Annotated in this window: 21 protein-coding genes; 8 read left to right on the plus strand and 13 right to left on the minus strand. The window is 42.6% G+C overall.

The genetic code is table 11. The features are described 5' to 3' along the window. The 8 genes from MKX52_RS08975 to MKX52_RS09010 all read right to left on the minus strand — a co-directional run bounded on the left by MKX52_RS08975 (position 1) and on the right by MKX52_RS09010 (position 8,622). Positions 1-783: an enoyl-CoA hydratase gene (locus tag MKX52_RS08975; protein ID WP_151020351.1), complete on the minus strand. Its 783-nt coding sequence runs from the start codon at positions 781-783 to the stop codon at positions 1-3. Between the two features lie 14 nt (positions 784-797). Continuing rightward, on the minus strand, positions 798-1,706 hold the full coding sequence (locus MKX52_RS08980) for a hydroxymethylglutaryl-CoA lyase (protein WP_088002380.1): 909 nt from the start codon (positions 1,704-1,706) through the stop codon (positions 798-800). 11 nt (positions 1,707-1,717) lie between these two features. Continuing rightward, complete coding sequence (locus MKX52_RS08985) at positions 1,718-1,933, minus strand: acetyl-CoA carboxylase biotin carboxyl carrier protein subunit (RefSeq protein ID WP_012010182.1); 216 nt, start codon at positions 1,931-1,933, stop codon at positions 1,718-1,720. Continuing rightward, entirely contained in the window at positions 1,930-3,279 is a 1,350-nt protein-coding gene (locus MKX52_RS08990) for an acetyl-CoA carboxylase biotin carboxylase subunit (RefSeq protein WP_342491841.1), read from the minus strand. Before MKX52_RS08990 ends, MKX52_RS08985 begins: the two co-directional genes overlap by 4 nt. Before the next feature lie 8 nt (positions 3,280-3,287). Next, the gene (locus tag MKX52_RS08995; protein ID WP_342491842.1) at positions 3,288-4,922 is read right to left on the minus strand and encodes an AMP-binding protein; all 1,635 of its coding nucleotides are present in this window, start codon (positions 4,920-4,922) and stop codon (positions 3,288-3,290) included. A 45-nt stretch (positions 4,923-4,967) separates the two neighbouring features. Then, the gene (locus MKX52_RS09000; protein ID WP_012010185.1) at positions 4,968-6,110 is read right to left on the minus strand and encodes an acyl-CoA dehydrogenase family protein; all 1,143 of its coding nucleotides are present in this window, start codon (positions 6,108-6,110) and stop codon (positions 4,968-4,970) included. Between the two features lie 142 nt (positions 6,111-6,252). Beyond that, positions 6,253-7,791, minus strand: a complete 1,539-nt coding sequence (locus tag MKX52_RS09005) for a family 10 glycosylhydrolase (RefSeq protein ID WP_342491843.1) — start codon at positions 7,789-7,791, stop codon at positions 6,253-6,255. Positions 7,792-7,815: 24 nt separating this feature from the next. Next, positions 7,816-8,622 (minus strand): tyrosine-protein phosphatase, encoded by an 807-nt coding sequence (locus MKX52_RS09010; protein WP_342491844.1) that lies wholly within the window; start codon positions 8,620-8,622, stop codon positions 7,816-7,818. A 122-nt stretch (positions 8,623-8,744) separates the two neighbouring features. Between MKX52_RS09010 and MKX52_RS09015 the strand changes: the two genes are divergently transcribed. Then, positions 8,745-9,509 carry a DeoR/GlpR family DNA-binding transcription regulator gene (locus tag MKX52_RS09015; RefSeq protein ID WP_342491845.1) on the plus strand — a complete coding sequence of 255 codons (765 nt, stop codon included), beginning with the start codon at positions 8,745-8,747 and terminating at the stop codon, positions 9,507-9,509. A 19-nt stretch (positions 9,510-9,528) separates the two neighbouring features. On the opposite strand, the gene MKX52_RS09020 is transcribed toward MKX52_RS09015, so the two are convergent. Further along, the gene (locus tag MKX52_RS09020) at positions 9,529-10,107 is read right to left on the minus strand and encodes a branched-chain amino acid aminotransferase (protein WP_342491846.1); all 579 of its coding nucleotides are present in this window, start codon (positions 10,105-10,107) and stop codon (positions 9,529-9,531) included. 125 nt (positions 10,108-10,232) lie between these two features. On the opposite strand from MKX52_RS09020, the gene MKX52_RS09025 reads away from it, so the two are divergent. The 6 genes from MKX52_RS09025 (at position 10,233) to MKX52_RS09050 (ending at position 17,961) form a co-directional block, all read left to right on the plus strand. Further along, positions 10,233-11,366, plus strand: a complete 1,134-nt coding sequence (locus tag MKX52_RS09025) for a sugar diacid recognition domain-containing protein (RefSeq protein ID WP_342491847.1) — start codon at positions 10,233-10,235, stop codon at positions 11,364-11,366. Between the two features lie 77 nt (positions 11,367-11,443). Then, positions 11,444-12,853 (plus strand): glycolate oxidase subunit GlcD, encoded by a 1,410-nt coding sequence (glcD, locus tag MKX52_RS09030; protein WP_342491848.1) that lies wholly within the window; start codon positions 11,444-11,446, stop codon positions 12,851-12,853. Continuing rightward, complete coding sequence (locus tag MKX52_RS09035; RefSeq protein ID WP_342491849.1) at positions 12,850-14,193, plus strand: (Fe-S)-binding protein; 1,344 nt, start codon at positions 12,850-12,852, stop codon at positions 14,191-14,193. The genes glcD and MKX52_RS09035 overlap by 4 nt, the downstream gene beginning before the upstream one ends. Positions 14,194-14,266: 73 nt before the next feature. Further along, the gene (locus tag MKX52_RS09040; protein WP_217014952.1) at positions 14,267-15,751 is read left to right on the plus strand and encodes a spore germination protein; all 1,485 of its coding nucleotides are present in this window, start codon (positions 14,267-14,269) and stop codon (positions 15,749-15,751) included. 12 nt (positions 15,752-15,763) lie between these two features. Next, a complete protein-coding gene (locus tag MKX52_RS09045) occupies positions 15,764-16,864 on the plus strand; it encodes a GerAB/ArcD/ProY family transporter (protein WP_342491850.1) in 1,101 nt (366 codons plus the stop codon). Next, complete coding sequence (locus MKX52_RS09050) at positions 16,861-17,961, plus strand: Ger(x)C family spore germination protein (protein WP_151020369.1); 1,101 nt, start codon at positions 16,861-16,863, stop codon at positions 17,959-17,961. The genes MKX52_RS09045 and MKX52_RS09050 overlap by 4 nt, the downstream gene beginning before the upstream one ends. Positions 17,962-17,973: 12 nt before the next feature. On the opposite strand, the gene MKX52_RS09055 is transcribed toward MKX52_RS09050, so the two are convergent. The 3 genes from MKX52_RS09055 to MKX52_RS09065 are packed head-to-tail and all read right to left on the minus strand — an operon-like array spanning position 17,974 to position 18,811. Then, positions 17,974-18,234, minus strand: a complete 261-nt coding sequence (locus MKX52_RS09055; protein ID WP_342491851.1) for a hypothetical protein — start codon at positions 18,232-18,234, stop codon at positions 17,974-17,976. Beyond that, entirely contained in the window at positions 18,212-18,565 is a 354-nt protein-coding gene (locus MKX52_RS09060; protein WP_342491852.1) for a hypothetical protein, read from the minus strand. The genes MKX52_RS09055 and MKX52_RS09060 overlap by 23 nt, the downstream gene beginning before the upstream one ends. 15 nt (positions 18,566-18,580) lie before the next feature. After that, positions 18,581-18,811: an excisionase family DNA-binding protein gene (locus MKX52_RS09065; RefSeq protein ID WP_012010197.1), complete on the minus strand. Its 231-nt coding sequence runs from the start codon at positions 18,809-18,811 to the stop codon at positions 18,581-18,583. Between the two features lie 283 nt (positions 18,812-19,094). Here MKX52_RS09065 and MKX52_RS09070 point away from each other — a divergent pair, with 283 nt between their 5' ends. Next, positions 19,095-19,697 (plus strand): DedA family protein, encoded by a 603-nt coding sequence (locus MKX52_RS09070; protein WP_012010198.1) that lies wholly within the window; start codon positions 19,095-19,097, stop codon positions 19,695-19,697. Between the two features lie 40 nt (positions 19,698-19,737). Here the strand turns inward: MKX52_RS09070 and MKX52_RS09075 are convergent, their stop codons facing one another. Then, positions 19,738-20,559 carry a uroporphyrinogen-III synthase gene (locus tag MKX52_RS09075; protein ID WP_342491853.1) on the minus strand — a complete coding sequence of 274 codons (822 nt, stop codon included), beginning with the start codon at positions 20,557-20,559 and terminating at the stop codon, positions 19,738-19,740. Between the last annotated feature and the right edge of the window lie 40 nt (positions 20,560-20,599).

Genomic DNA, 20,599 nt, shown 5'->3' on the forward strand with positions numbered 1-20,599 from the left:
CTAGTTGCCCCTGTAATGAGGCGCTCGTTTTTCTTGAAAAGCTTGAAGGCCTTCCCTTCGATCTTCTGTATCAATGAGCCGTAAATAGGCTTCGTATTCCTTCATTAAACCTGTACGCAGATCGTGATCAAGGCTCATTTGAATCGCTCGTTTCGCTTCTTTTAAAGCAATTGGACCGTTTTTTGAAATTTGTTTTGCGAGAGAAATGGCGTCATTCATAAGGGAATCTGCTAATGAAAGGTGCTCAATCAGTCCAATTTGAATGGCTTCTTCAGCTTGTAATGAAGTACCTGTGAAAATGATCTCTTTTGCTTTACCGAGTCCGATGAGGCGCGGGAGACGCTGCGTTCCTCCTGCTCCTGGTATGATAGCTAGTCCAGTTTCTGGAAGGGCGAGTCTTGCTCCGGCTCGTGCAATGCGAATATCACAAGCCAGTGCGAGTTCAAGTCCTCCGCCGAGTGCGTGTCCATTTATGACGGCAATGACAGGTACAGGAAGGGATTCAATCTCCGTAAAGGTTTGCTGAATTGACAGAACTGCCTCTTTTGCTTCTTCCTCTGTCATTAATCGTCGCTCTTTTAAATCAGCACCTGCGCAAAAGACGTTAGAACCAGCTCCTGTCAAGAGCAGGCAGCGGATGCTTTCATCATGTTTGATTTCTTGAATGAGCTGATTGATCTCCTCAAGCATCGCAGCAGAAAGGGCATTCGCTTGTTCTGGTCTGTTTAAGGTTATGATCCCAATCTGTTCATCTTGTATCGTAAAATTGACCAATGATGTCATGTCACATTCATCCTTTATAAAGTAGTATGAGAGTGAAAAGCACGTAAACAATGACTAGGCAGGGTGCGGTCTACTTTTGTTTCGATCCATTCTGCCGCTTTTATCAATGCTGGAAAATTGATATTGGTGTCGATTCCTAATTTTTGAAGCATATGCACGACATCTTCTGTTGCGACATTTCCGCTAGAGCCAGGCGCATATGGACAGCCACCTAGCCCACCGCTAGAGGCGTCAAATATGGTAATTCCGGCTTTTAATGCTGTATAAATATTAGCAAGCCCCATCCCTTTCGTATCGTGAAAATGAAGAGCGATTTTATCAGCTGGAAAACGTTCAAGTAAAATGTCTAAGCGCCTTTCTACTTGAAGGGGGTGGGCTTCTCCAATGGTGTCACCGAGTGATATTTCATCAATGCCATAAGAAAGCAGCATTTCCGTTAACCGCAACACTTGATCCATCGGCACTTGATGTTCATAAGGGCAGCCAAACACGGTGGAAATATATGCGCGTGTGTGTTTTCCTGCTGCTTTTAAATCAGCTGTCATTTGTTTGATGACAGGAAGTGTTTCTTGGATGGATTGATTCATGTTCTTTTTGTTATGCGTTTCACTCGAAGAGATAAACATAGCGCCTGTATCAAGATTTGCTTCAAAAAAGTGAGCTAACCCTTTTTCGTTAGGTATAAGTGCAGCATAGGTGATGTCTCCTTTTTTGTGTAAGGATTGGGCTAGTTCTTTGGCGTCTTTTAAAGCTGGGACCCATTTAGGATGAACAAATGAGGTGACTTCAATATAAGGAAGCCGAGCTGCTGTGAGTAGTTCAATCCACCTTTGTTTCTCGCTTGTGTCTAGCCACGTGGATTCATTTTGCAACCCGTCCCGCGGGCCGACCTCCCTAATAAGTACACGCTTTGGTAATGCCATCTCTCTCCCCCCTATTCTGTCAGCTCTAGAAGAACCTCCCCTTCATCGACAAATTCTCCCTCTGCTTTATACACTTTGCTAATAAAACCCGTCTCTTCTGCCACTATAGGAATCTCCATTTTCATTGATTCCAAAATAGCGACCTCCTGCCCTTTTTGCACTTCATCGCCTTGTTTCACAAGAAGCTTCCATAAGTTTCCCGCCATTTGTATCGTGACTGTTTTCATGAACGGTTTCCCTCCCTTTTTTTCATAAGAAAATCGGTTGTGATGCTGCCATTTAAGAAAGCCGATGATCCAGCCATTTCTCTTAAAAGCGCTAAGTTGGATTTGATCCCTTCTATTTCATATGCTTGTAACGCTGCTTTTAATCGTTCTATTGCAAGTTTTCGTGTTTCACCATAAACGACCATCTTCGCAATCATTGGATCGTAATATGGGGTAATGACGCTCCCACTTGTCACACTTGATTCATGGCGTATATAGGGAGCTTCTGGCATAGATAGACGAGTGATTGTTCCTGGCGACGGATAAAAGGTGACGGGATCCTCCGCATAGATTCTGACCTCGATGGCATGCCCGATTTGATGAATGTCTTCTTGATTGAAGGAAAGCGGCTCTGATGCAGCGATTTTTAGCTGCTCTTCGACAAGATCAATTCCTGTAATTTCTTCTGTGACAGGGTGTTCTACTTGTAATCTCGTGTTCATCTCAAGAAAGTAAAAGTGTTGGTTTTGATCGACTAAACATTCAATTGTCCCTGCATTTTCATAGCCGATCGCTTTGGCTGCTTTCACCGCCATTTGTCCCATCTTTTGTCTTACGGATTCATCGAGACAGGAAGCTGGTGCTTCTTCGATGATTTTCTGGTGTCTTCTTTGGAGTGAACAGTCGCGCTCAAATAAGTGAACCCCATGGCCGAATGAATCAAAAAGGACTTGAATTTCAATGTGACGCGCATCTTCAATGACCTTTTCCATATAAAGCGTCCCGTCGTTAAAAAAACTTTGCGCTCTTTTTTGATTTCCTTCAAAAGCTTTACGCAGCTCCTCATCATTTCGGGCAAGCTGCATGCCGATACCTCCGCCTCCACTTGATGCCTTGAGCATGATCGGGTAACCGAGTGACTGCGCTTTACTGACTCCTTCTTCTGCGTCATAAAGAGGTGCTGAAACGCCAGGTACAATAGGGATTCCCACTTGATCCATCGTTTTTCTTGCTTCAATTTTATTGCCCATGCACTGAATGACCTGGGCAGATGGACCAATAAAAGCGATTCCTTCGCTGCGGCATCGTTCAGCAAAGGCTGCATTTTCTGATAAAAGGCCATAGCCAGGATGGATGGCATCTGTATTTGTCTGCTTGGCAATCTCGATGATCACTTCCATGTTTAAATAGCTTTCAGATACTTTTGCGCCTCCAATGAGATAGGCGCTGTCTGCTTCTTGCACATGAAGCGCATGCTGATCTGCCTCTGAATAAACAGCCACGGTGTTGATCCCTAGCCTTTTACAAGTCCGAATGATTCGACGAGCAATTTCGCCTCGATTGGCAATCAGTACTTTTTTGAACATCGCTGCCCTCACTCCTTTATTAGATCAAGCGCCTGTTTTTTCAGACGAAATTTTTGAATCTTCCCTGAGGCGGTCATTGGATACTCATCTGTGATGAAAAAATATTTCGGAATTTTGTAGCGTGCCATTTGTGATTGACAGTAGCTTGTTAATGTCTCAATCGTCACAGCACGACCTTGTTTGAGCCGAATGAATGCGGCGGCTTCTTCTCCGTAAGTCTCGTCAGGAATACCGACGACCTGTGCATCAAGAATGGCTGGATGCGTGTAAAGAACGTCTTCAATCTCTTTTGGGTAAACATTTTCCCCGCCTCTAATAATCATATCTTTCAGCCGTCCGGTGATTTTCACATAGCCATCCTCATCCATCTCCGCTAAATCTCCTGTATGCAGCCACCCGTCCTCATCAATGACTTCATTTGTGGCTTCTTCATTTTTATAGTAGCCCTTCATCACGTGATAGCCTCTCGTACATAGCTCGCCTTGTTCTCCTCTTGATACTTCATCTTGGGTACCTGGCGCGGTGATTTTCACTTCGATGTGAGGAAGCGCCCGGCCGACTGTCTGAACCCGCCTTTCAAATGAATCATCCGTTCTTGTTTGGGTAATGACAGGAGAGCTTTCTGTCTGGCCGTAAGCAATCGTGAGCTCCTTCAGACCCATTTGTTCAATGACGGCTTTCATCACATGGGATGGACAGAGAGATCCTGCCATAATGCCGGTGCGTAATGTGGACAGATCGTACTTGTGGAAATTCGGGTGATCCAGCTCTGCGATGAACATTGTCGGGACGCCGTGAAGAACTGTGCACTTCTCTTTTTCCACTGTTTGAAGGACGCGCTCTGGGTGGAAAGATTCAATTGGAATGATCGTGCCACCTTTTGTGAGACAAGCCAGTACACCAAGAACAGACCCAAAACAATGAAAGAACGGCACAGGGATACACATGCGGTCATCACGTGTGAGCTTCATGCAATCTCCGATTTGACTAGCATTGCAGACGATGTTTGTATGGCTGAGCATGACACCTTTTGGGTAGCCGGTGGTCCCTGACGTATACTGCATGTTAATGACGTCATCAGGCGTCAGCTCCTCCATTCGTTTCTCCCATTCATCATTCTCCGTTCTTTTGGCAGCAGCTTGAATACTGTCCCAGCTCCGCATACCCTTTGGCGTGTGCTCACCAATATAGACGACACTTTTTAAATATGGAAAAGCTGTTGAAGTGATTTTGTCTTGGTGAGCTGTTTGAAGCTCTGGAATGAGGTCTTCAAGCATCCTGACATATGATGTCTCTTTAAACCCGTCAACGATAAACAGCATGCTGCTATCAGAGTGCTTTAGTAAGTATGCGAGTTCTTGTGATTGAAAGTTCGTATTCACGGTGACAAGAACAGCTCCAATAGAAGCGCAGGCGAATTGCAGTATGAGCCATTCAGGTACATTAGGTGCCATGATGGCAATGTGGTCGCCTTTTTGAACACCTAATGCCATAAGACCTTTCCCTGTTTCCTTGACCTCTCTAAAAAACGCTTCGTATGAATAACGTAATGAACGTTCTGGATACACAATGGCTTCATGTGCTGGGTGCTGCTCCTTTTTCTCTTTTAGTAGGGAGCCGATCGTTTGCGGATGAATCGACATCGTGATTTTCCTCCTTCATCTATGGTAAGCGTTTACATTATAGAATTAAGCTAACAATTGTCTTGCAATGACTAAACGCTGAATTTCAGAGGTGCCTTCTCCGATTTCCATGAGCTTGGCATCTCTCACAAGCCGCTCTACCCCGCACTCTTTCATATAGCCTGTTCCTCCGTGAATTTGGACAGCATCGAGGCTTGCTTTTGTCGCCATTTCTGAAGCGAAAAGTTTTGCATAGGCAGCTTCTTTAGTAAATGGCTTGCCATGATCTTTCAGCCAGGCCGCTTTCCACACCATTTGTCTAGCGAGTTCTATTTGCATCGCCATATCCGCCAGCTTAAACTGAATGGCTTGGAAGGAAGAAAGGGTCTGCCCAAATTGCTTTCTTTCCTTTGCATAGGAGAGAGAAGCATCTAGTGCAGCTTGCGCGATGCCAACAGATAAGGCAGCAATCGAAATTCGCCCACCGTCTAACGTGTATAAAAATTGCTTGAAGCCTTTGTTTGGATCTCCTAATATATGATGTGCTGGTACACGTACGTTATCTAAAATGATTTCAGCCGTATCTGAACCGCGCACCCCCATTTTGTCGTATGGATTTGTAATGGTTAGCCCTTTTTGCCCTTTTTCTACAATGAAGGCGGAGATGATCGGGCGGCCGTGCTCATCGTGATCCGATACAGCGGTAACGATAATGGTTCTGGCAAAATTGGCATTTGTGATCCAGCATTTCTCCCCGCTGATCACATATTCTTGTCCGTCTTTGACCGCTTTTGTTTTTGTTCCTTTCGCATCTGATCCTGCATTTGGCTCCGTTAATCCGAAGGAACCGAGTGCTGTTCCAGATGCCAGCGGAACGAGGTGGTCCATTTTTTGTTCCTCTGTACCGAAGTAATAAAGGGGGCTTGCACCTAAGGAAACGGCTGCGGCATAGCTAAGACCTGTACTCGCACACTGTTTTCCGATTTCTTCTACAGCGAGTGCATATGAGATTGTATCTCCCCCTGATCCTCCGTATTTCTCTGGAAATGGAATACCCATCAAGCCGAGCTCCCCCATTTTTTGAAAAGTTTGGGCTGGGAATACAGCTTGTTCATCAATGGTTTGAGCGAGTGGTGCAATTTCTGCTTTAGCAAATTCTTTGACCATCTGGCGGATCATTTGTTGTTCTTTCGTTAATTCAAAATCCATCTTTTTTCCCCCTTTGGCTCTTTTCTATCATATTTATTAATCAAGTGGCTGCTTCATGCCAAGCTTGGGTGAATTCAGAAAATTAAAACAAAAATAATAGAAAAAAGCATGAACGAAGGAAATCCTCATTCATGCTTTTTCATTATCTCACTCTTTTTGTAGAAGGCTTGCTTTCGTGATGAAGACGATTGAGAGCCGTTACTTTGTAAGTATCGCTCTTATTCTGGTGAACTGAAAGATCTTTGACAGATGTTAGCGTACCGGTTTCTTTTTTAACAGTTTGAAGCAATTCGTATGTTCCTTTTGTCGTCAATCGATAGACCGCATAATAGGCTGCGGTAGACCTCGGATCATTTTTGATCTGTAAAGCCGTACCGTCTGCTGTTTTTTTAATAGATTGAATGATTGGTTTTTTTGGCGCTTTCTGATGAAGCCAAGGCATTTCTGGAATGAGAGCCGGCTTCCGGTAGGCGTCTTCTATCAATCGATTTTTGACATTCAAAGGGTTGCGATTGATATCTTTTAGGCTAAAGTGCATGCTTCCCTGAACGAGAGGTGACTGCCTGTTCAGTTGGATCTGCCGAAAGTATTCTTCAGGATCAGACCAAGCAGGATCACTGTTTTGATTGATTTTATAGGTCGCCTGACCAATGTACAGATGAACAGGCTCTCCCTTCACTTCATTTGACCACCATTTCGTGAGCACGTCATAGGCGGCTGCCTGAAAACCGATGCTCCAGTAAATTTGCGGGGTGACATAATCGATATCGTGCTGCTGAATCCACTCTCTTGTATCAGCATACAAATCATCGTAATTGGTCATCCCTGCTGTCGTATTTGAACCAGTCGGGTCATCCTTTATATTGCGCCAGACGCCAAATGGGCTAATGCCAAATTTCATATACGGCTTTACTTTCTTCACGGTGTCGTTGATTTGCTTGACCAATTGGTTCACATTATCTCTTCGCCAATCTTCTATATGCGTGAATGCCTTTTTTCCATATGTTTCATACGTTTCTTGATCTGGGAACGGCACACCGGCTATTTTATTCGGATAAAAATAATCATCCATATGCACTGCATCAACATCGTAGTTTTTCACGACTTCTTCTATACCGCCGACAATAAATTCTTGTGCCTTAGGAATACCAGGATTGTAATAAAGCTGATTTCCGTACGCTATGGTCCAATCAGGATGTTTTTTTGCTGGGTGATCGGCTGATAAACGGCTCAGGTCTGTATGATTCATTGTGATGCGATACGGGTTAAACCAAGCGTGAAATTCGAGACCCCGTTTATGAGCTTCTTCAATCATGAAATCAAGCGGATCATACCCGGGGTCTTTCCCTTGCGTGCCGGTCAAATATTCGGACCACGGCCCATATTCAGAAGGATAAAAGGCATCTGCTGTCGGTTTAATTTGCATAACCACGGCATTCATATTCATCGCTTTGATCTCATCTAACAAATGAATATACTCTTCTTTCTGCTCTTTGACAGGCAGTCCTTTCTTTGAAGGCCAATCTAAGTTATAAACCGATGCGATCCATACCGCGCGCATCTCTCTTATGCTTTCAAGTTTTCCTTTTGGCATTGGACGAGCTAGACTGCTAGATGGAATCAATAAGAAGACAAACATCAAAATTAGTGTTAGACACGCCATACTGATCTTTTTCACCATTTTTTGCATCACCTCATCATCAGTTTATTCCGCTTTTTGAGATCGAATGCCAGCAGATGGTGTCAGCAGGATGTTTTTCATTTCCTTTAGCTGGGCTTCAGGTATGTCGCAAGCCTCAATTAAATACCTTTCTGCACTCCCATATGTCTCCATCATCTCGTTTAGCACATCTTCCAGATAATCCTGCTGCACGCCGAGAAGCGGCTGAATTTGCTGTTTTGACACCCGGTATAAACTCATCATGCGGACAAATCGCTGCTGCCTTCTGACAAGCATTTTCACCCCTTCATTAGAGCGCATGTATTCACTTAAAACGACAGATACCGGTACACCTGCTACTAATTGAATGAGGGCAGATAAAAATCCTGTCCGGTCCTTACCGCTTGTGCAGTGAAGCATCAGCGGGTAATTGCTTTTATCTGAAAGCAGTTTAAACAGCTGCTGAATTTCTTCTTTACGCTCTGTGAGCATGCTTTGATATAAATCTTTCATAAACGGTGTGAAAGTGAAAGATTTCCCTTCTGCTACTAGCATACGGAACATGACCCATTTACTGGGCATCTTACTGTCAGGATGCATGGGAATATGGACGATTTTGTCATGTTCTTTGATTTTTGGCGGATGTGATTTTCGTTCTGAGGCTGTACGGAGATCACAAACGGTTTGAACACCAAGGGTTGAAAACGTCTCGATATCTTGTTTTGTCAGACGGGATAAGTCTGCGGATCGATAAATCATCCCCTCTCTGATCACCATTTCATCTGTTGTGTGAAGTCCGCCTACTTCTCTAAAATTCGCAAGCTTCGAAAATGGGTTGTTTGATTGATTCATAGAAGTGAAATTCCTTTCCGTTACGTCCTTTTCTCTATCATACGCTTTTATCGAGATGGGGAAAAGAGAAGCCATTTGGTATAATGGAAAAAGCACATTCGGTTGGATTGGAGATATGTAGCATGATCAAAACAAAACGGATTCAGCAAATTAAAGAGTATGTGTTTGACCGAGAATCTGCCTCACTAGATGAGCTTGTGGCGCATTTCGGCGTTTCAAAAAACACGATACGCCGAGATGTACAAGCATTGGTGGAGTCCGGCGTGCTCAAAAAAGTATATGGCGGAGTAGCTGTGAATCATTCAACGTTAGTGGTCTATCAGGAGCGAAAGACTCGTCAGCTCAGTAAAAAGCAATTGATTGGTCAAACAGCAGCTGCTTTTGTGGAGAATGGGGATATGATATTTGTAGATTCTGGTACGACAACACTTGAGATGCTCCCCTATTTGACTGAGAAACAGGTGACAGTTGTGACCAATAATGTAGATTTCATCACACAGTCAATGCCTTATGAAAATATGACTATCTTTTCTACCGGGGGGATGCTTGAGAGAAAAACGAATTCTTTCGTTGGCTATCAAAGTGTAGAGCGTTTGAAAGCTTACAATGTCAATAAAGCCTTTATCGCATCAACTGGTTTATCGATTGGCCACGGAGTCACGAATTCATCCCCTCTTGAAACGGATATTAAAAAGACAGTGGTTGAAAAAAGTGCGAAAACGTTTTTATTAGTGGATGATAGTAAATTTAATCATTACGCTTTGACCACATTTTGTCATTTGCAAGATCTTGATGTCGTCGTGACGAATAAGCAGCCAAGTGAAGACTATCTTCAATATGGAAAAGAGCATGATGTACAGTTTGCCACGCCTTTATCAAATGAGTAGACGTAACAAAAACAACGGCTCAGGTAGTTGAGCCGTTGTTTGATTCATTGATTTCAAGCTGCATGATCAGACGGAATAAAAAGCGGTACACGGCTGAGACGACTTCAATGAAAGGCATGTCTTCATGGATGTCCTCAAGCTCAAGAAGCTGTAAATTCACATCAAATAAGCCATCTTGTCCATTAAATTGAAGCTGTGCACCATTTAATGGAGCCAGCATGTCCTTTAGAATGCCCGTGTCTTTTTTAGGACGTTTGAAACCGAATAACACCGTATACGTTTGGAATACTTCATCCCATTCAATGGCTAACCCATCGACTCTTACCACATCAAACCACTTTGATTCGATATAAATGAATTCTTTTTGATGTTGTTTTACATATGTAAGTGGTGTGTTGAGAAATGAGGTGCCTTCTGATTGAATCATGTCCTCAGTTTCTTTGTCTACACGCTCTATATATACATCGCTAAAGCGTGCCTCTTCCTTTATTCTTGCACCTTCTAAATGCCAATTGCGGCGCTCCGCTTCGTCATATTCAAAGTCTGTCAGCGCTTGTCCTTCTTTCAATAAATCTTGTAAGCGATTTTGTAGCGACATAGCGATGTCTCCTTTCTTCTTCTTCATGTGCGTGTCTTATTTTAGCATAACTCATGAAAAGAAAGATATCACTCCGCATATGATGGTATGATAGTGTCAAAAGATACATCTCGGAGGGGTACGTTTTGCTCACAATGACACTGGCAGAAAAAATTGTAGACGAGGTCAAAAAGGTGCTGACTGAGGAAATTATCATTGCACAAACAAACGGCACCATCATAGCGGCAACAGATCCAGCGCGCATTGGTCAATTTCATGAAGGAGCATATTTGACATCCTTTGAAGGACAAAAACGAATCCTCACAAAGGATGATGAGCAGCGAATGAAAGGGGTCAAAGCTGGTATCAATCTGCCTATTTATTTTAAGCAAGAGGTCATTGGTGTGATTGGGATGACAGGAAATCCTATCCATGTCTCTCCATTTGGCGAAATATTACGAAAAATGACTGAATTGCTCATTCAAGAACATGAATTTTTTCTTGAAACGGAAACCGATGAACGGCAGCTTGAAGCGTTCGTGTTCGATTGGCTTCACTTGCCAGAGACAGCCATCGATCTCACTGAAAAAGCAGCGCGGCTACAGCTTGATGTTAATATGCAGCGTGTAGTCGTCCTTATTGATTGTCATGATGAATCGTTTATGAAGCAGGATCAATATAAAAAAGTGAAGGAAATGCTGCATCTCACTCATCAGGAAATGATCGTCCGCTGGGGGCATGCCCGCTTTTTGCTCATGCTGCAAACCTCAGCAAATGATCGTGATACTTTGCAGCAGTGTCTTTTTCATATCCATGCTGCGCTCACTGCACGTTCCACGTCAAAGGTTTTGATAGGTGCGGGAAAACCTGCAGCTGGACAAATGATGAAGCAGTCATTTCATCAAGCCTTTCGTGCTTTGAAAATGGCGAATGCGGATACACCGATTGTATTTGATGAAGATTTAACACTTGAGCTTTTTATAGAAGAAGTGAGTCAGGAAACTAAAGAAGTGTTCCTTGATCGAACAATTGTCCCACTTCTCCCCTACCCTGAGCTAGTAAAAACATTGCGTGTACTCATGACGTCGGATTGCTCATTGAAATATACCGCGGAAGCGATGCACGTACATATCAATACACTGCATTACAGGCTAAAACGTATCCAAGATTTAACGACACTTGATCCAAAACGCATGCAAGATGCGATACTCTTTTATTTAGCCTTGATGCTATTAGATCATCATCCAAATAATCGGAGCAAGCAGCCTGATATTTTGTAGAATCGTCCATAGGCATGAGGCGGTTCTTTTTTTATACTGAAAGAAACGGTATGTCTAACCAATAGGAGTGAATGCGCATGTTAAATTCTGAATTTTTAAATCAATTAAAGAAGATTGCCGGTGCATCTCATGTACAAGACAGCAAAGCTGATCGGCTTGCCTACTCTTATGATGCAACGCCTAATTTTCAGCACATGCCAGATGTTATCGTAAGCCCGCGTACAGCTGAGGACATCCAGCAAATTGTTCGGCTTTGCGCCTCATATCAGGTGCCGATTGTGCCAAGAGGATCCGGAACGAACCTTTGTGCAGGAACCTGTCCTACACAAGGTGGACTTGTGATGTTGTTTACAAGAATGAACCAATTCATCGAAATAGATGAAGAAAACTTGACCGCAACGGTCCAGCCTGGCTTGATCACACAGGAACTCATTCGCGAAGTAGAGGCAAGAGGCCTTTTCTATCCACCAGATCCAAGCTCGATGAAAATTTCGACGTTAGGCGGAAATATTAATGAAAATTCAGGTGGGCTTCGAGGTTTAAAATATGGCGTAACGAGAGATTATGTACTTGGACTTGAAGTGGTTCTGCCAAACGGCGACATCATTAAAACGGGCGGTAAGCTCGCAAAAGACGTGGCCGGGTATGATATGACCCGTTTATTTGTTGGATCAGAAGGAACGCTCGGAATCGTTACTGAAGCTACGCTAAAGCTTTTGCCGCTTCCAGAAACTAAACAAACGATGCTTTGCTTATATGAAAGCCTTGAGGAAGCAGCTGCATCAGTTTCGGCGATTATTGCAGAACGTATCATCCCCGCCACATTAGAATTTATGGATCAGCCGACACTAGAAGTCGTTGAAGACTTTGCCAAAATTGGTCTCCCGACTGACGTTCAAGCGGTGCTATTAATCGAACAGGACGGCAATCCTGAGGCTGTTTCCCGTGATATGCAAAACATCGCAAAGGTCTGTCAACAGCACGGTGCAAAAGAAGTGAATATTGCACATTCTGAAGAAGAAGCAAGTGCCCTTTTAACAGCAAGACGGGCCGCTTTATCTGCTCTCGCCCGTTTAAGCCCTACGACTATTTTAGAAGATGCCACAGTCCCTCGTTCTGAAATTGCGAATATGGTACGGGCAATCGAAGACATTGCGAGAGAGTACGACGTGAAAATCTGTACATTTGGTCATGCAGGCGATGGAAATCTGCACCCTACTTGTGCAACTGATGCAAGAAATGAAGAAGAAATGAAGCGGGTTGAAGAAGCCTTTCAGGCCATTTTTGAAAAAGCAGTCTCCCTCGGCGGCACCATTACAGGTGAACATGGCGTAGGTCTCATGAAAGCCCCTTATTTGGAACTCAAGGTCAAAAAGGAAGGAATTGCTGCAATGAAAGCGATCAAACAAGCGCTAGATCCAGCAAATATCATGAATCCTGATAAGGTGTTTGGAAAAGCAACAAGGAAGCGAGTGGTGATCTCATGAATTCCTCTAAACAAACAGAGATGCAGCAAACATTTCAACAGCAAATGGATGAAAAGGAGCTGCTCAATTGCATGCGCTGCGGCTTCTGCCTCCCTTCCTGCCCTACTTATATTGAATCCGGTCAACAAGAAACGCACTCTCCTCGTGGCCGAATTGCTTTAATGAAGGCGGTAAGAGACGGTGTGATTGAGCCGGATGAAGATGTCGAACATTCATTGAACCTTTGTCTTGGCTGCCGTGCATGTGAACCAGTCTGCCCCTCAGGCGTCAAATATGGACGTTTACTTGAGGATGCAAGAAACATTATTCAGCAGCACAAAAAACAATCTCTTCCTGTCAAATTTGTGAGACGTGTTGTATTTAAAGGACTCTTTCCTTCCCAAAGCCGAATGCGACAGGCGGCTGGACTTCTGCGATTTTATCAAACCTCTGGTCTGCAAACAGCCGCCCGCAAGTCTGGCATGCTAAAGGTGCTTCCGCCGCATTTACAGCTGATGGAGCAGGCCCTTCCAAAGGTGCCGCGTCAACAAAAAAGTCGTGCGTTAGAATACAAAGCCATTGGCACAACAAGAAAGCGTGTTGCTTTTTTTACTGGCTGTTTAATGGACACTGTTTTTTCTAGTACAAACGAAGCGACCATCCAGCTTTTGCAATTGGCAGGCTGTGACGTTGTTGTCCCTCCTGTTCAGACGTGCTGCGGCGCACTTCATGGTCATAGCGGAGAAAAGGAACAAGCGAAACAGTTAGCAAGGCGGAATATTGAAGCATTTGAGAACATAGAGGCTGATGCGATTGTCATGAATGCGGGAGGATGTGGTGCCTTTTTAAGTGATTATGATCATTTGTTAAAGGATGAGCCAGGTTTTCAAAAACGAGGTGAAGCCTTCTCACAGAAAATCACGGATATATCAGACATTTTAGTGGAACTGGCATTTCACCGCAGCACACCGCTTGCTTTGCCAGAGCAAGTCATCACCTATCAAGATTCTTGTCACTTGCGGAACGGAATGGGGGTACAGCAAGCGCCAAGGGTGCTGATGAAGGCGATTCAAGGGGTATCATTTAAAGAAATGAAGGATGCCGACAGCTGCTGCGGATCAGCTGGCATTTATAATATCTTGCAGCCAACGATGTCAATGCAAATTTTAGATCATAAAATGATAGAAGCTAGTCAAACAGCTGCGGCGGCTATTGTCACGTCCAATCCAGGTTGCCAGCTGCAAATGGCAGCAGGTATCAAACGGTCAGGACAATCGCCTAACATGCGGGCCGTGCATCTCGTCGATTTTTTATTAGAAGCCGTTCACTATGGGAAAGAAGCGTCCAGCTCATCAAGCTGAACGCTTTTTTTCATGCATATCTTCAGGCAATTGGTTGGATAATAGAGGCAAATCGAGGAAGGAGATGGTTCAAGTGCTGAAGAAAAACAAACAACAAAAAGACCCAAATTCAGTATTTGAGGCATTGTCACGTTCCTCTGATTTTACAAACGAGTTGTCACGAAGTGAAGGATTTCTTTATCGAATTTCTTTTTTTCGTTCTTTAATTAATGGTCAGCTACTCCATGAACAAATTTTGCCCTACTTGAAAGAATTACATCTCACCCCCACTCTTGAAGAGCTGAAAGAACGAATCCCCATTGAACAGTCTATTATCACGACCGATCTTCAGGAAGTGGAAAAAGCCCTTCATCGAGGGAATATAGCCATTCGGCTTGAAACGGACTGGGGCAAAGCGCTTCTGATCCCGATTGAAGAAAAGAAAGGCAGACAAGTAGGTCCGCCTGAGATTGAATTTGGCATTATCAGTGCACAAGAAGCATTTGTGGAAGTTTTGGATACCAATTTAAATTTGGTCAGAAGGCGGCTGCCGACCCCGAATCTGAAAGTGTCGGAAAAGACGGTTGGCACGCTTTCTCAAACAAAAGTAGCGGTGTTATATATTGAAGAGATTGCAAATCCGGAAAACATTGAGACCGTTCTCCAGCGCATTGAAGATATTGATTTTGATCAAATTTTAGATGCAAATTACCTTGCACAAATGCTTTATGATGTGTCCAATACGATCTTTCCGTTGTTTTTAAATACAGAAAGGCCCGATCGCGTATCTTCAGGATTATCAGAAGGGAAAATTGCCATTTTAGTGGATGGCTCGCCTCATGTCTTGCTTGCGCCGACGATTTTACTTGAGTATTTTTCCACTATGGAAGACTACAATATGTCGTGGATTGCAGCTTCTTGCTTTAGGCTGTTACGCATATTTGCTGTGATATTTTCCATTTTTGCAACACCTTTATATGTAGCCGTTTTAACGTTTCATTATGAGCTGATTCCAAAGGATTTATTAGAAACCATCGTGTCCTCTCGCTATCTTGTTCCATTTCCTCCGATCATTGAGGCACTATTTTTAGAGATTTCGATTGAATTACTGAGAGAAGCAGGTTCAAGGCTTCCAGCTAAAGTCGGTCAGACGCTTGGGATTGTTGGAGGGATTGTGATTGGACAGGCTGCTGTGGCAGCAGGCTTAACAAGTAATATTTTACTCATTATTGTTGCCCTTTCTGCTCTTGCCTCATTTGTCACCCCTATTTACAAAATGGGCAGTGCTATTCGGCTGCTGCGATTTCCATTTCTGCTTGCGGCTCAGGTGTGGGGTGCACTCGGCATTGCCGTAATGGGATCTTTCCTTCTCACCCATTTAATGAAATTAACGTCTATTGGACGCCCGTATCTAGAGCCAATTTTTCCTCTGCGACTGACGGATTTAAGGGGAAGCTTAATTCGTCCTCAGCTCCGCTTTTTGAATAAAAGACCGGAAAATTTACGTCCGGAAAATGAAATCCTTCATCGGCAAAAGCCTAAGCAAGGGAAAAAAGGGAAAAATGATTTTTATGAATAAGGAAGTGAAAGTATGAGTTCTTCTTCTGTAAAAGAGAAATTTCAAGTTTCCCCTTTTTTCGTGTTTTTTCTCATTAATGCTAATCAAGTAGGTGTCAGCATTCTAAACTTTCAAACAAACCTTGTTCGTTCTATAAATAATGATGGATGGATCGCCATTGTGATTTCTGGCATCAGTGTCAATGTGATGATCTTTCTTATGTACCTGATGTTCAAAAAGGCCCCTTCGGATGAATTTGGTGAAATCACGCAATACGTATTTGGCAAGTGGATTGGTCAATTATTAAACATAATTTATATTTTATATTTTGCTTCTTTGACTTTGACGGTTCTTATCCATTATATGGACGTGATCCATGTATGGTTGTTTAAAGAAATTTCTGGTCTATTGTTTGCGTCTGTACTATTGTTGCTTCTGTATTACATCCATACGGGCGGCTTTAGAACCATAGCTGGATGGGCATTTTTTAGCATCGTACTCACGTACTGGATGACGTTTATTTGTTTTTATGTCATGAAATATAGTCACATTCGCTTCATGTTCCCCATGTTTGATTATACATTTTCACAGCTTCTAGTCGGAGTGAAAGATGCGTCCTTATCCATGTTTGGTTTTGGCACGCTGCTTGTCTATTATCCCTTTATTAAACAAGCGCAGACGTCTCAAAAATATGCTCACATGGGGGTATTATTCACGACATGCTTAAACTTACTCACTTTTCTTGTCTCCATTGCGTATTACTCAAGTGCACAGCTTAAATTAACAAAATGGCCGACGCTAACGTTAACAAGCATTGTGAAGCTGCCATTTATCCAGCGCTTTGAATTTATTGAAGTGTCTCTCTGGCTATTTTTAATCGTTCCAAATATGGCAATTCCACTATGGGCTGCGAGCCGAATGGCGAAAAAGGTGTTTCATACGAGTCAGCGCATTACGTTCATCGGGCTCAGCATCCTCATTCTGATCATGTTTTCGTTATTTGCCGGCGCCACCTCGTTTGAAACTTTTAACCAATGGGTGGAATATACTGGTTTCTTTCTTGTCTATGGATTCATTATTTGTATAGTTATTGGGCTGTTGCTGAAAAAAAGGTGGGTGAAAAAACGAGCATGAAACAGTATATCCTCATAGGTCTCATGTTGTTTAGTCTTTTGTTAACTAGCTGTGCACAGCCACGCCTTTTAGATGAATTAAATATCTCTCAGGCGGCAGGGTTTGATTTGGTCGAAGATGGAGAAATGAAGGGCTTTTTTGTCTTCCCTGTCTTTAAAAGTCAAGAACAAGGAAATTATCAAATATTAAGTGCGAGGTCAAACACGATTAGTAATATTCAGTTTCTTGTATCAGAAAAATCGCCTTTTCCAGTGGTCATGGGTCAGGTGCTTGTTATTTTAGTCAGTGAAAAAATAGCAAAGGAAGTCGGCATGATTGATTTAATGAATTACATATATCGTGATCCTATCATTGGTTCACGCCAAGTGTTTGCGATTGTAGGCGGAGAAGTTGAAGACTTGTTATATACAAAAATGAATCAAACGAACTTAAATATAGGTGTGTATCTCTCTGATCTGTTGTCTCAAAATATGAGAAATGGCAATCAACCTGTCACAAATCAACATATTTTTATGAATCAGATGCTAGCAAAAGGTGTCGATGCTTACCTTCCTTACATCAAGAAAACAAGCAATACCATCAAAGTCACAGGAGTCGCCCTGTTTGATAATGAAAAAATGGTGGGGCATATCCCAGGAGAAGATGCGTTCACATTTAAAGCGATGATTGAAAATCATCAAAATGGCATCTATGAGTTTCAAATGGCTGATCATGATAAGACCCATGTCGTCATTGAAAATATCAAATCACATGTGTCCTATCAGATCAAACCAACGAATAATTTAACAAAAAAGCCTCATATCACGATTGATATTAAACTGAAAGGCGAATTAAAAGAATTCATGAAGTCCAAAAAAATTGATAAACCGAATATATTGGACCAAGTCGAAAAAGAAGTAGAAAAACGTGTCGCTCAGCAAGGACAAGAACTAGTTCAGTCCTTTAAAAAGCAACATATTGATCCGCTGGGGCTCGGCTTAAGGTATCGATCAAAAGACAAAGCCATGACACCAGAAAAATGGAAGGAAATCTACCCTGATGCGGATATACAAATTAAATGCCATATGAAAATTGTGCAAACTGGTGTCAGTCAATAAAGGAGTTGGACATTATTCAAAAATATCTTCTTTATTGTTCAATATGGTAGACACGGTCGTTTTGACTCTTGGAACGCCATCTTTTTGAAGATAGTCATCTAAAGTGTTCACTACTTCACTTTTATCTGTGTGAAGGATTTTAGGTGAATATTGTTCCACAAGGACCGGTCTATTCCCTTTAGCACAGTGCACCATTGTTTCAAGAGCAATTAAACTGAAAGGTCTTCCTTTGTCTAGCCATGTTTTCCTTCTATCCCAGGTTGGATGGCTCAAGGCCGCCAGCCTGATTCACAAGTTCCCTCACCCACCCAGTGGCAGATGTATCTAAAACATTAGCTGCGATTTCTAACATACGTGATTTCACTTCAATATGCTGAGTCTCATTAAAACGATTTTGAACAGAGTTTAAGATCCTTTGCTGATCATGCTGTTTCAGCGCATCGATGACATCAGCCTCAAGAAACCACCTCATGATTGAAAAGTCTAATAAAGACTCCAAATCTTGACGAACGTCTTGTAATGTGGGGGCTTTATCTTCTTTTGTGAGGATGACATCACCGCGTCTTTTGACAGGCTTCACACAAGACGGCATTTTCCAATCCATTCACTTCCTTTGAAACTAATCTTCGTCCTTTACATCTGGATCTTCAGGAATCGGTTCATTTAAAATCTCTTGGACGAGCTCTTTATATTGTTCAAGCTGCTTTATATGCGTTTGAAACTGTCCTTGATAAATGAGATATGATTCTCCGTCAAATACAAAACGGATCTTTTTTTGCTGAATTAATTTCTCAATATACGCCTCAGATACTTCTAAGTATTCAGCTGTTTCTTCAATTGTTAAATACATGTTTGTGCACCACCCGTTCGTTTCATCTAACAAAGTATATCATGATTTGTTGAAAAAACGGTCACAGCCTGTACATGATAGTTCTTCACATAACAAGTATTCATCAAGTAGATCGTCTAGGTGTGAGCAAATATGGTATGATAAAGTTTGCTAGATGGGCGTTTTTCGGTTTAGCCTTCATAAGAGATAAACAGAAAAGCAGACTCATGAGAGAAGCAAAACAAGCATAGGCTTTTATCAGGATGCTTGAAGAAAATTCGTATTTAAAGGCAGCGTGAAATGAATGGGAACCTTTTTTAATGAAATTTTAACCTGGCTGACAAGCCTTGGTTATGTAGGTGTAGCTCTAGGTCTGATGATTGAAATTATACCGAGCGAAATTGTACTAGCTTATGGCGGATATATGGTGTCAACAGGAACAATCGGTTTTGTTGGAGCTGTTATCGCTGGCGTCATCGGGGGTACGCTCGCACAGTGTTTTATATACTGGATCGGTCTTTATGGCGGAAGACCTTTTTTAACAAAGTACGGAAAATACTTATTCATCCATGAACATCATATCGCCACTGCAGAGCGTTGGTTTGATCGATATGGGACCGGTGTGGTGTTTACAGCGCGTTTTATTCCTGTTGTCCGCCATGCCATCTCCATTCCAGCTGGTATTGCAAAAATGCCTTTTTTGAAATTTGTTCTCTTGACAGGATTAGCAGCCATCCCTTGGTCGATCTTATTTATCTATCTCGGTATGCAGCTTGGGACAAAGTGGGATCACATTCAAAGCGTTGCTCACGCTTATACAACTCCTATTATGGCCATTGCAATCGTCTTGATCGTTCTCTATTTCGTTATAAAAAAAATTCGGACGAACCGAAAACGGACAATCTAATGAAAAACGCCTTCCACTGATTGAGTGAAAGGCGTTTTTTCTATGAGTGTGAGGATTGTTTTTTCATGTATTGAGATAATTCCATTATCATTGCACCCATTCTCTCAAGTGACGGGGCAAGAATTCGGTCAATTCCCTCTTCTTTTAAAGCTTCAGCTGTGACTTTTCCAACAGCTACTGCCAGTACGTGCTGCTCAAATAGCGCTTGAAGTTCTTCTTTTCTGCCCCATTTTGCTGCTAATGTGAAAAAGGCGTGCACCTGAACAGCGGTTGTAAAACAGACGGCGTGGACTTTTCCGTCTTTCATTTCTTGAAGCAATGTTTCTGCGGCTTCTGGTTCAGGTGGTGTGTGCTGATAAGGTAAAAGTGGCAATACATCTGCCCCTTTTTCATGTAAAAACTGGATGAGGGCCGGAGCATTTTCCCCGTGCAGCTGCACCATGACACGTTTGCCTTGAAACTCTTTGCCTTCAAGCTTTGCGATCAGATCACGTACTGTTCCATCTTCATCAGACACGTCTGGCTGAATTCCGCGTTTTTTGAGTGCAGCATAAGTTTTGTATCCTCTTGAAGCAATTTGTGCATTTGATAGAATATGCATAAATTCTTCTCCTAAATCAAGCTCTTCTGCACTATCAATTAATGTATCAGTTCCGATACCTGTTGTTAAAACCACCCAATCGGCACCTTTTTTCACAAAAGTTTCAATGCCTGGATTTAACTCCTCTTTGGCTAAAAATACGGTTCCTTGAAGAGAACGAATAACAGCTTGTCCCCCTTGCTTTTCGACAAGTGTACGCATTTCTTCTGTTTTTCTCGTTCCACAAATGGCAATCGTTTTTCCAGATAAGCCTTTACTCAATTTTATCCCTCTTTTTCTATCACATTTGATATGTATTAAA

Origin of the sequence: Bacillus sp. FSL R5-0422, from assembly GCF_038610765.1 — a bacterium.
Classification (GTDB): domain Bacteria; phylum Bacillota; class Bacilli; order Bacillales; family Bacillaceae; genus Bacillus; species Bacillus pumilus_O.

Bases quoted from the DNA above. Each gene is read 5' to 3' on its own strand.
- MKX52_RS09020 (WP_342491846.1), bottom strand. From the start codon at position 10,107: ATGTCGCTACAAAATCGCTTACAAGATTTATTGAAAGAAGGACAAGCG.
- MKX52_RS08980 (WP_088002380.1), bottom strand. From the start codon at position 1,706: ATGGCATTACCAAAGCGTGTACTTATTAGGGAGGTCGGCCCGCGGGAC.
- MKX52_RS09010 (WP_342491844.1), bottom strand. From the start codon at position 8,622: ATGAATCAATCAAACAACCCATTTTCGAAGCTTGCGAATTTTAGAGAA.
- MKX52_RS08975 (WP_151020351.1), bottom strand. From the start codon at position 783: ATGACATCATTGGTCAATTTTACGATACAAGATGAACAGATTGGGATC.
- MKX52_RS09005 (WP_342491843.1), bottom strand. From the start codon at position 7,791: ATGGTGAAAAAGATCAGTATGGCGTGTCTAACACTAATTTTGATGTTT.
- MKX52_RS08990 (WP_342491841.1), bottom strand. From the start codon at position 3,279: ATGTTCAAAAAAGTACTGATTGCCAATCGAGGCGAAATTGCTCGTCGA.
- MKX52_RS09050 (WP_151020369.1), top strand. From the start codon at position 16,861: ATGAAACAGTATATCCTCATAGGTCTCATGTTGTTTAGTCTTTTGTTA.
- MKX52_RS08985 (WP_012010182.1), bottom strand. From the start codon at position 1,933: ATGAAAACAGTCACGATACAAATGGCGGGAAACTTATGGAAGCTTCTT.
- MKX52_RS09045 (WP_342491850.1), top strand. From the start codon at position 15,764: ATGAGTTCTTCTTCTGTAAAAGAGAAATTTCAAGTTTCCCCTTTTTTC.
- MKX52_RS09060 (WP_342491852.1), bottom strand. From the start codon at position 18,565: ATGGATTGGAAAATGCCGTCTTGTGTGAAGCCTGTCAAAAGACGCGGT.
- MKX52_RS09065 (WP_012010197.1), bottom strand. From the start codon at position 18,811: ATGTATTTAACAATTGAAGAAACAGCTGAATACTTAGAAGTATCTGAG.
- MKX52_RS09000 (WP_012010185.1), bottom strand. From the start codon at position 6,110: ATGGATTTTGAATTAACGAAAGAACAACAAATGATCCGCCAGATGGTC.
- MKX52_RS09015 (WP_342491845.1), top strand. From the start codon at position 8,745: ATGATCAAAACAAAACGGATTCAGCAAATTAAAGAGTATGTGTTTGAC.
- MKX52_RS09070 (WP_012010198.1), top strand. From the start codon at position 19,095: ATGGGAACCTTTTTTAATGAAATTTTAACCTGGCTGACAAGCCTTGGT.
- MKX52_RS08995 (WP_342491842.1), bottom strand. From the start codon at position 4,922: ATGTCGATTCATCCGCAAACGATCGGCTCCCTACTAAAAGAGAAAAAG.
- glcD (WP_342491848.1), top strand. From the start codon at position 11,444: ATGTTAAATTCTGAATTTTTAAATCAATTAAAGAAGATTGCCGGTGCA.
- MKX52_RS09035 (WP_342491849.1), top strand. From the start codon at position 12,850: ATGAATTCCTCTAAACAAACAGAGATGCAGCAAACATTTCAACAGCAA.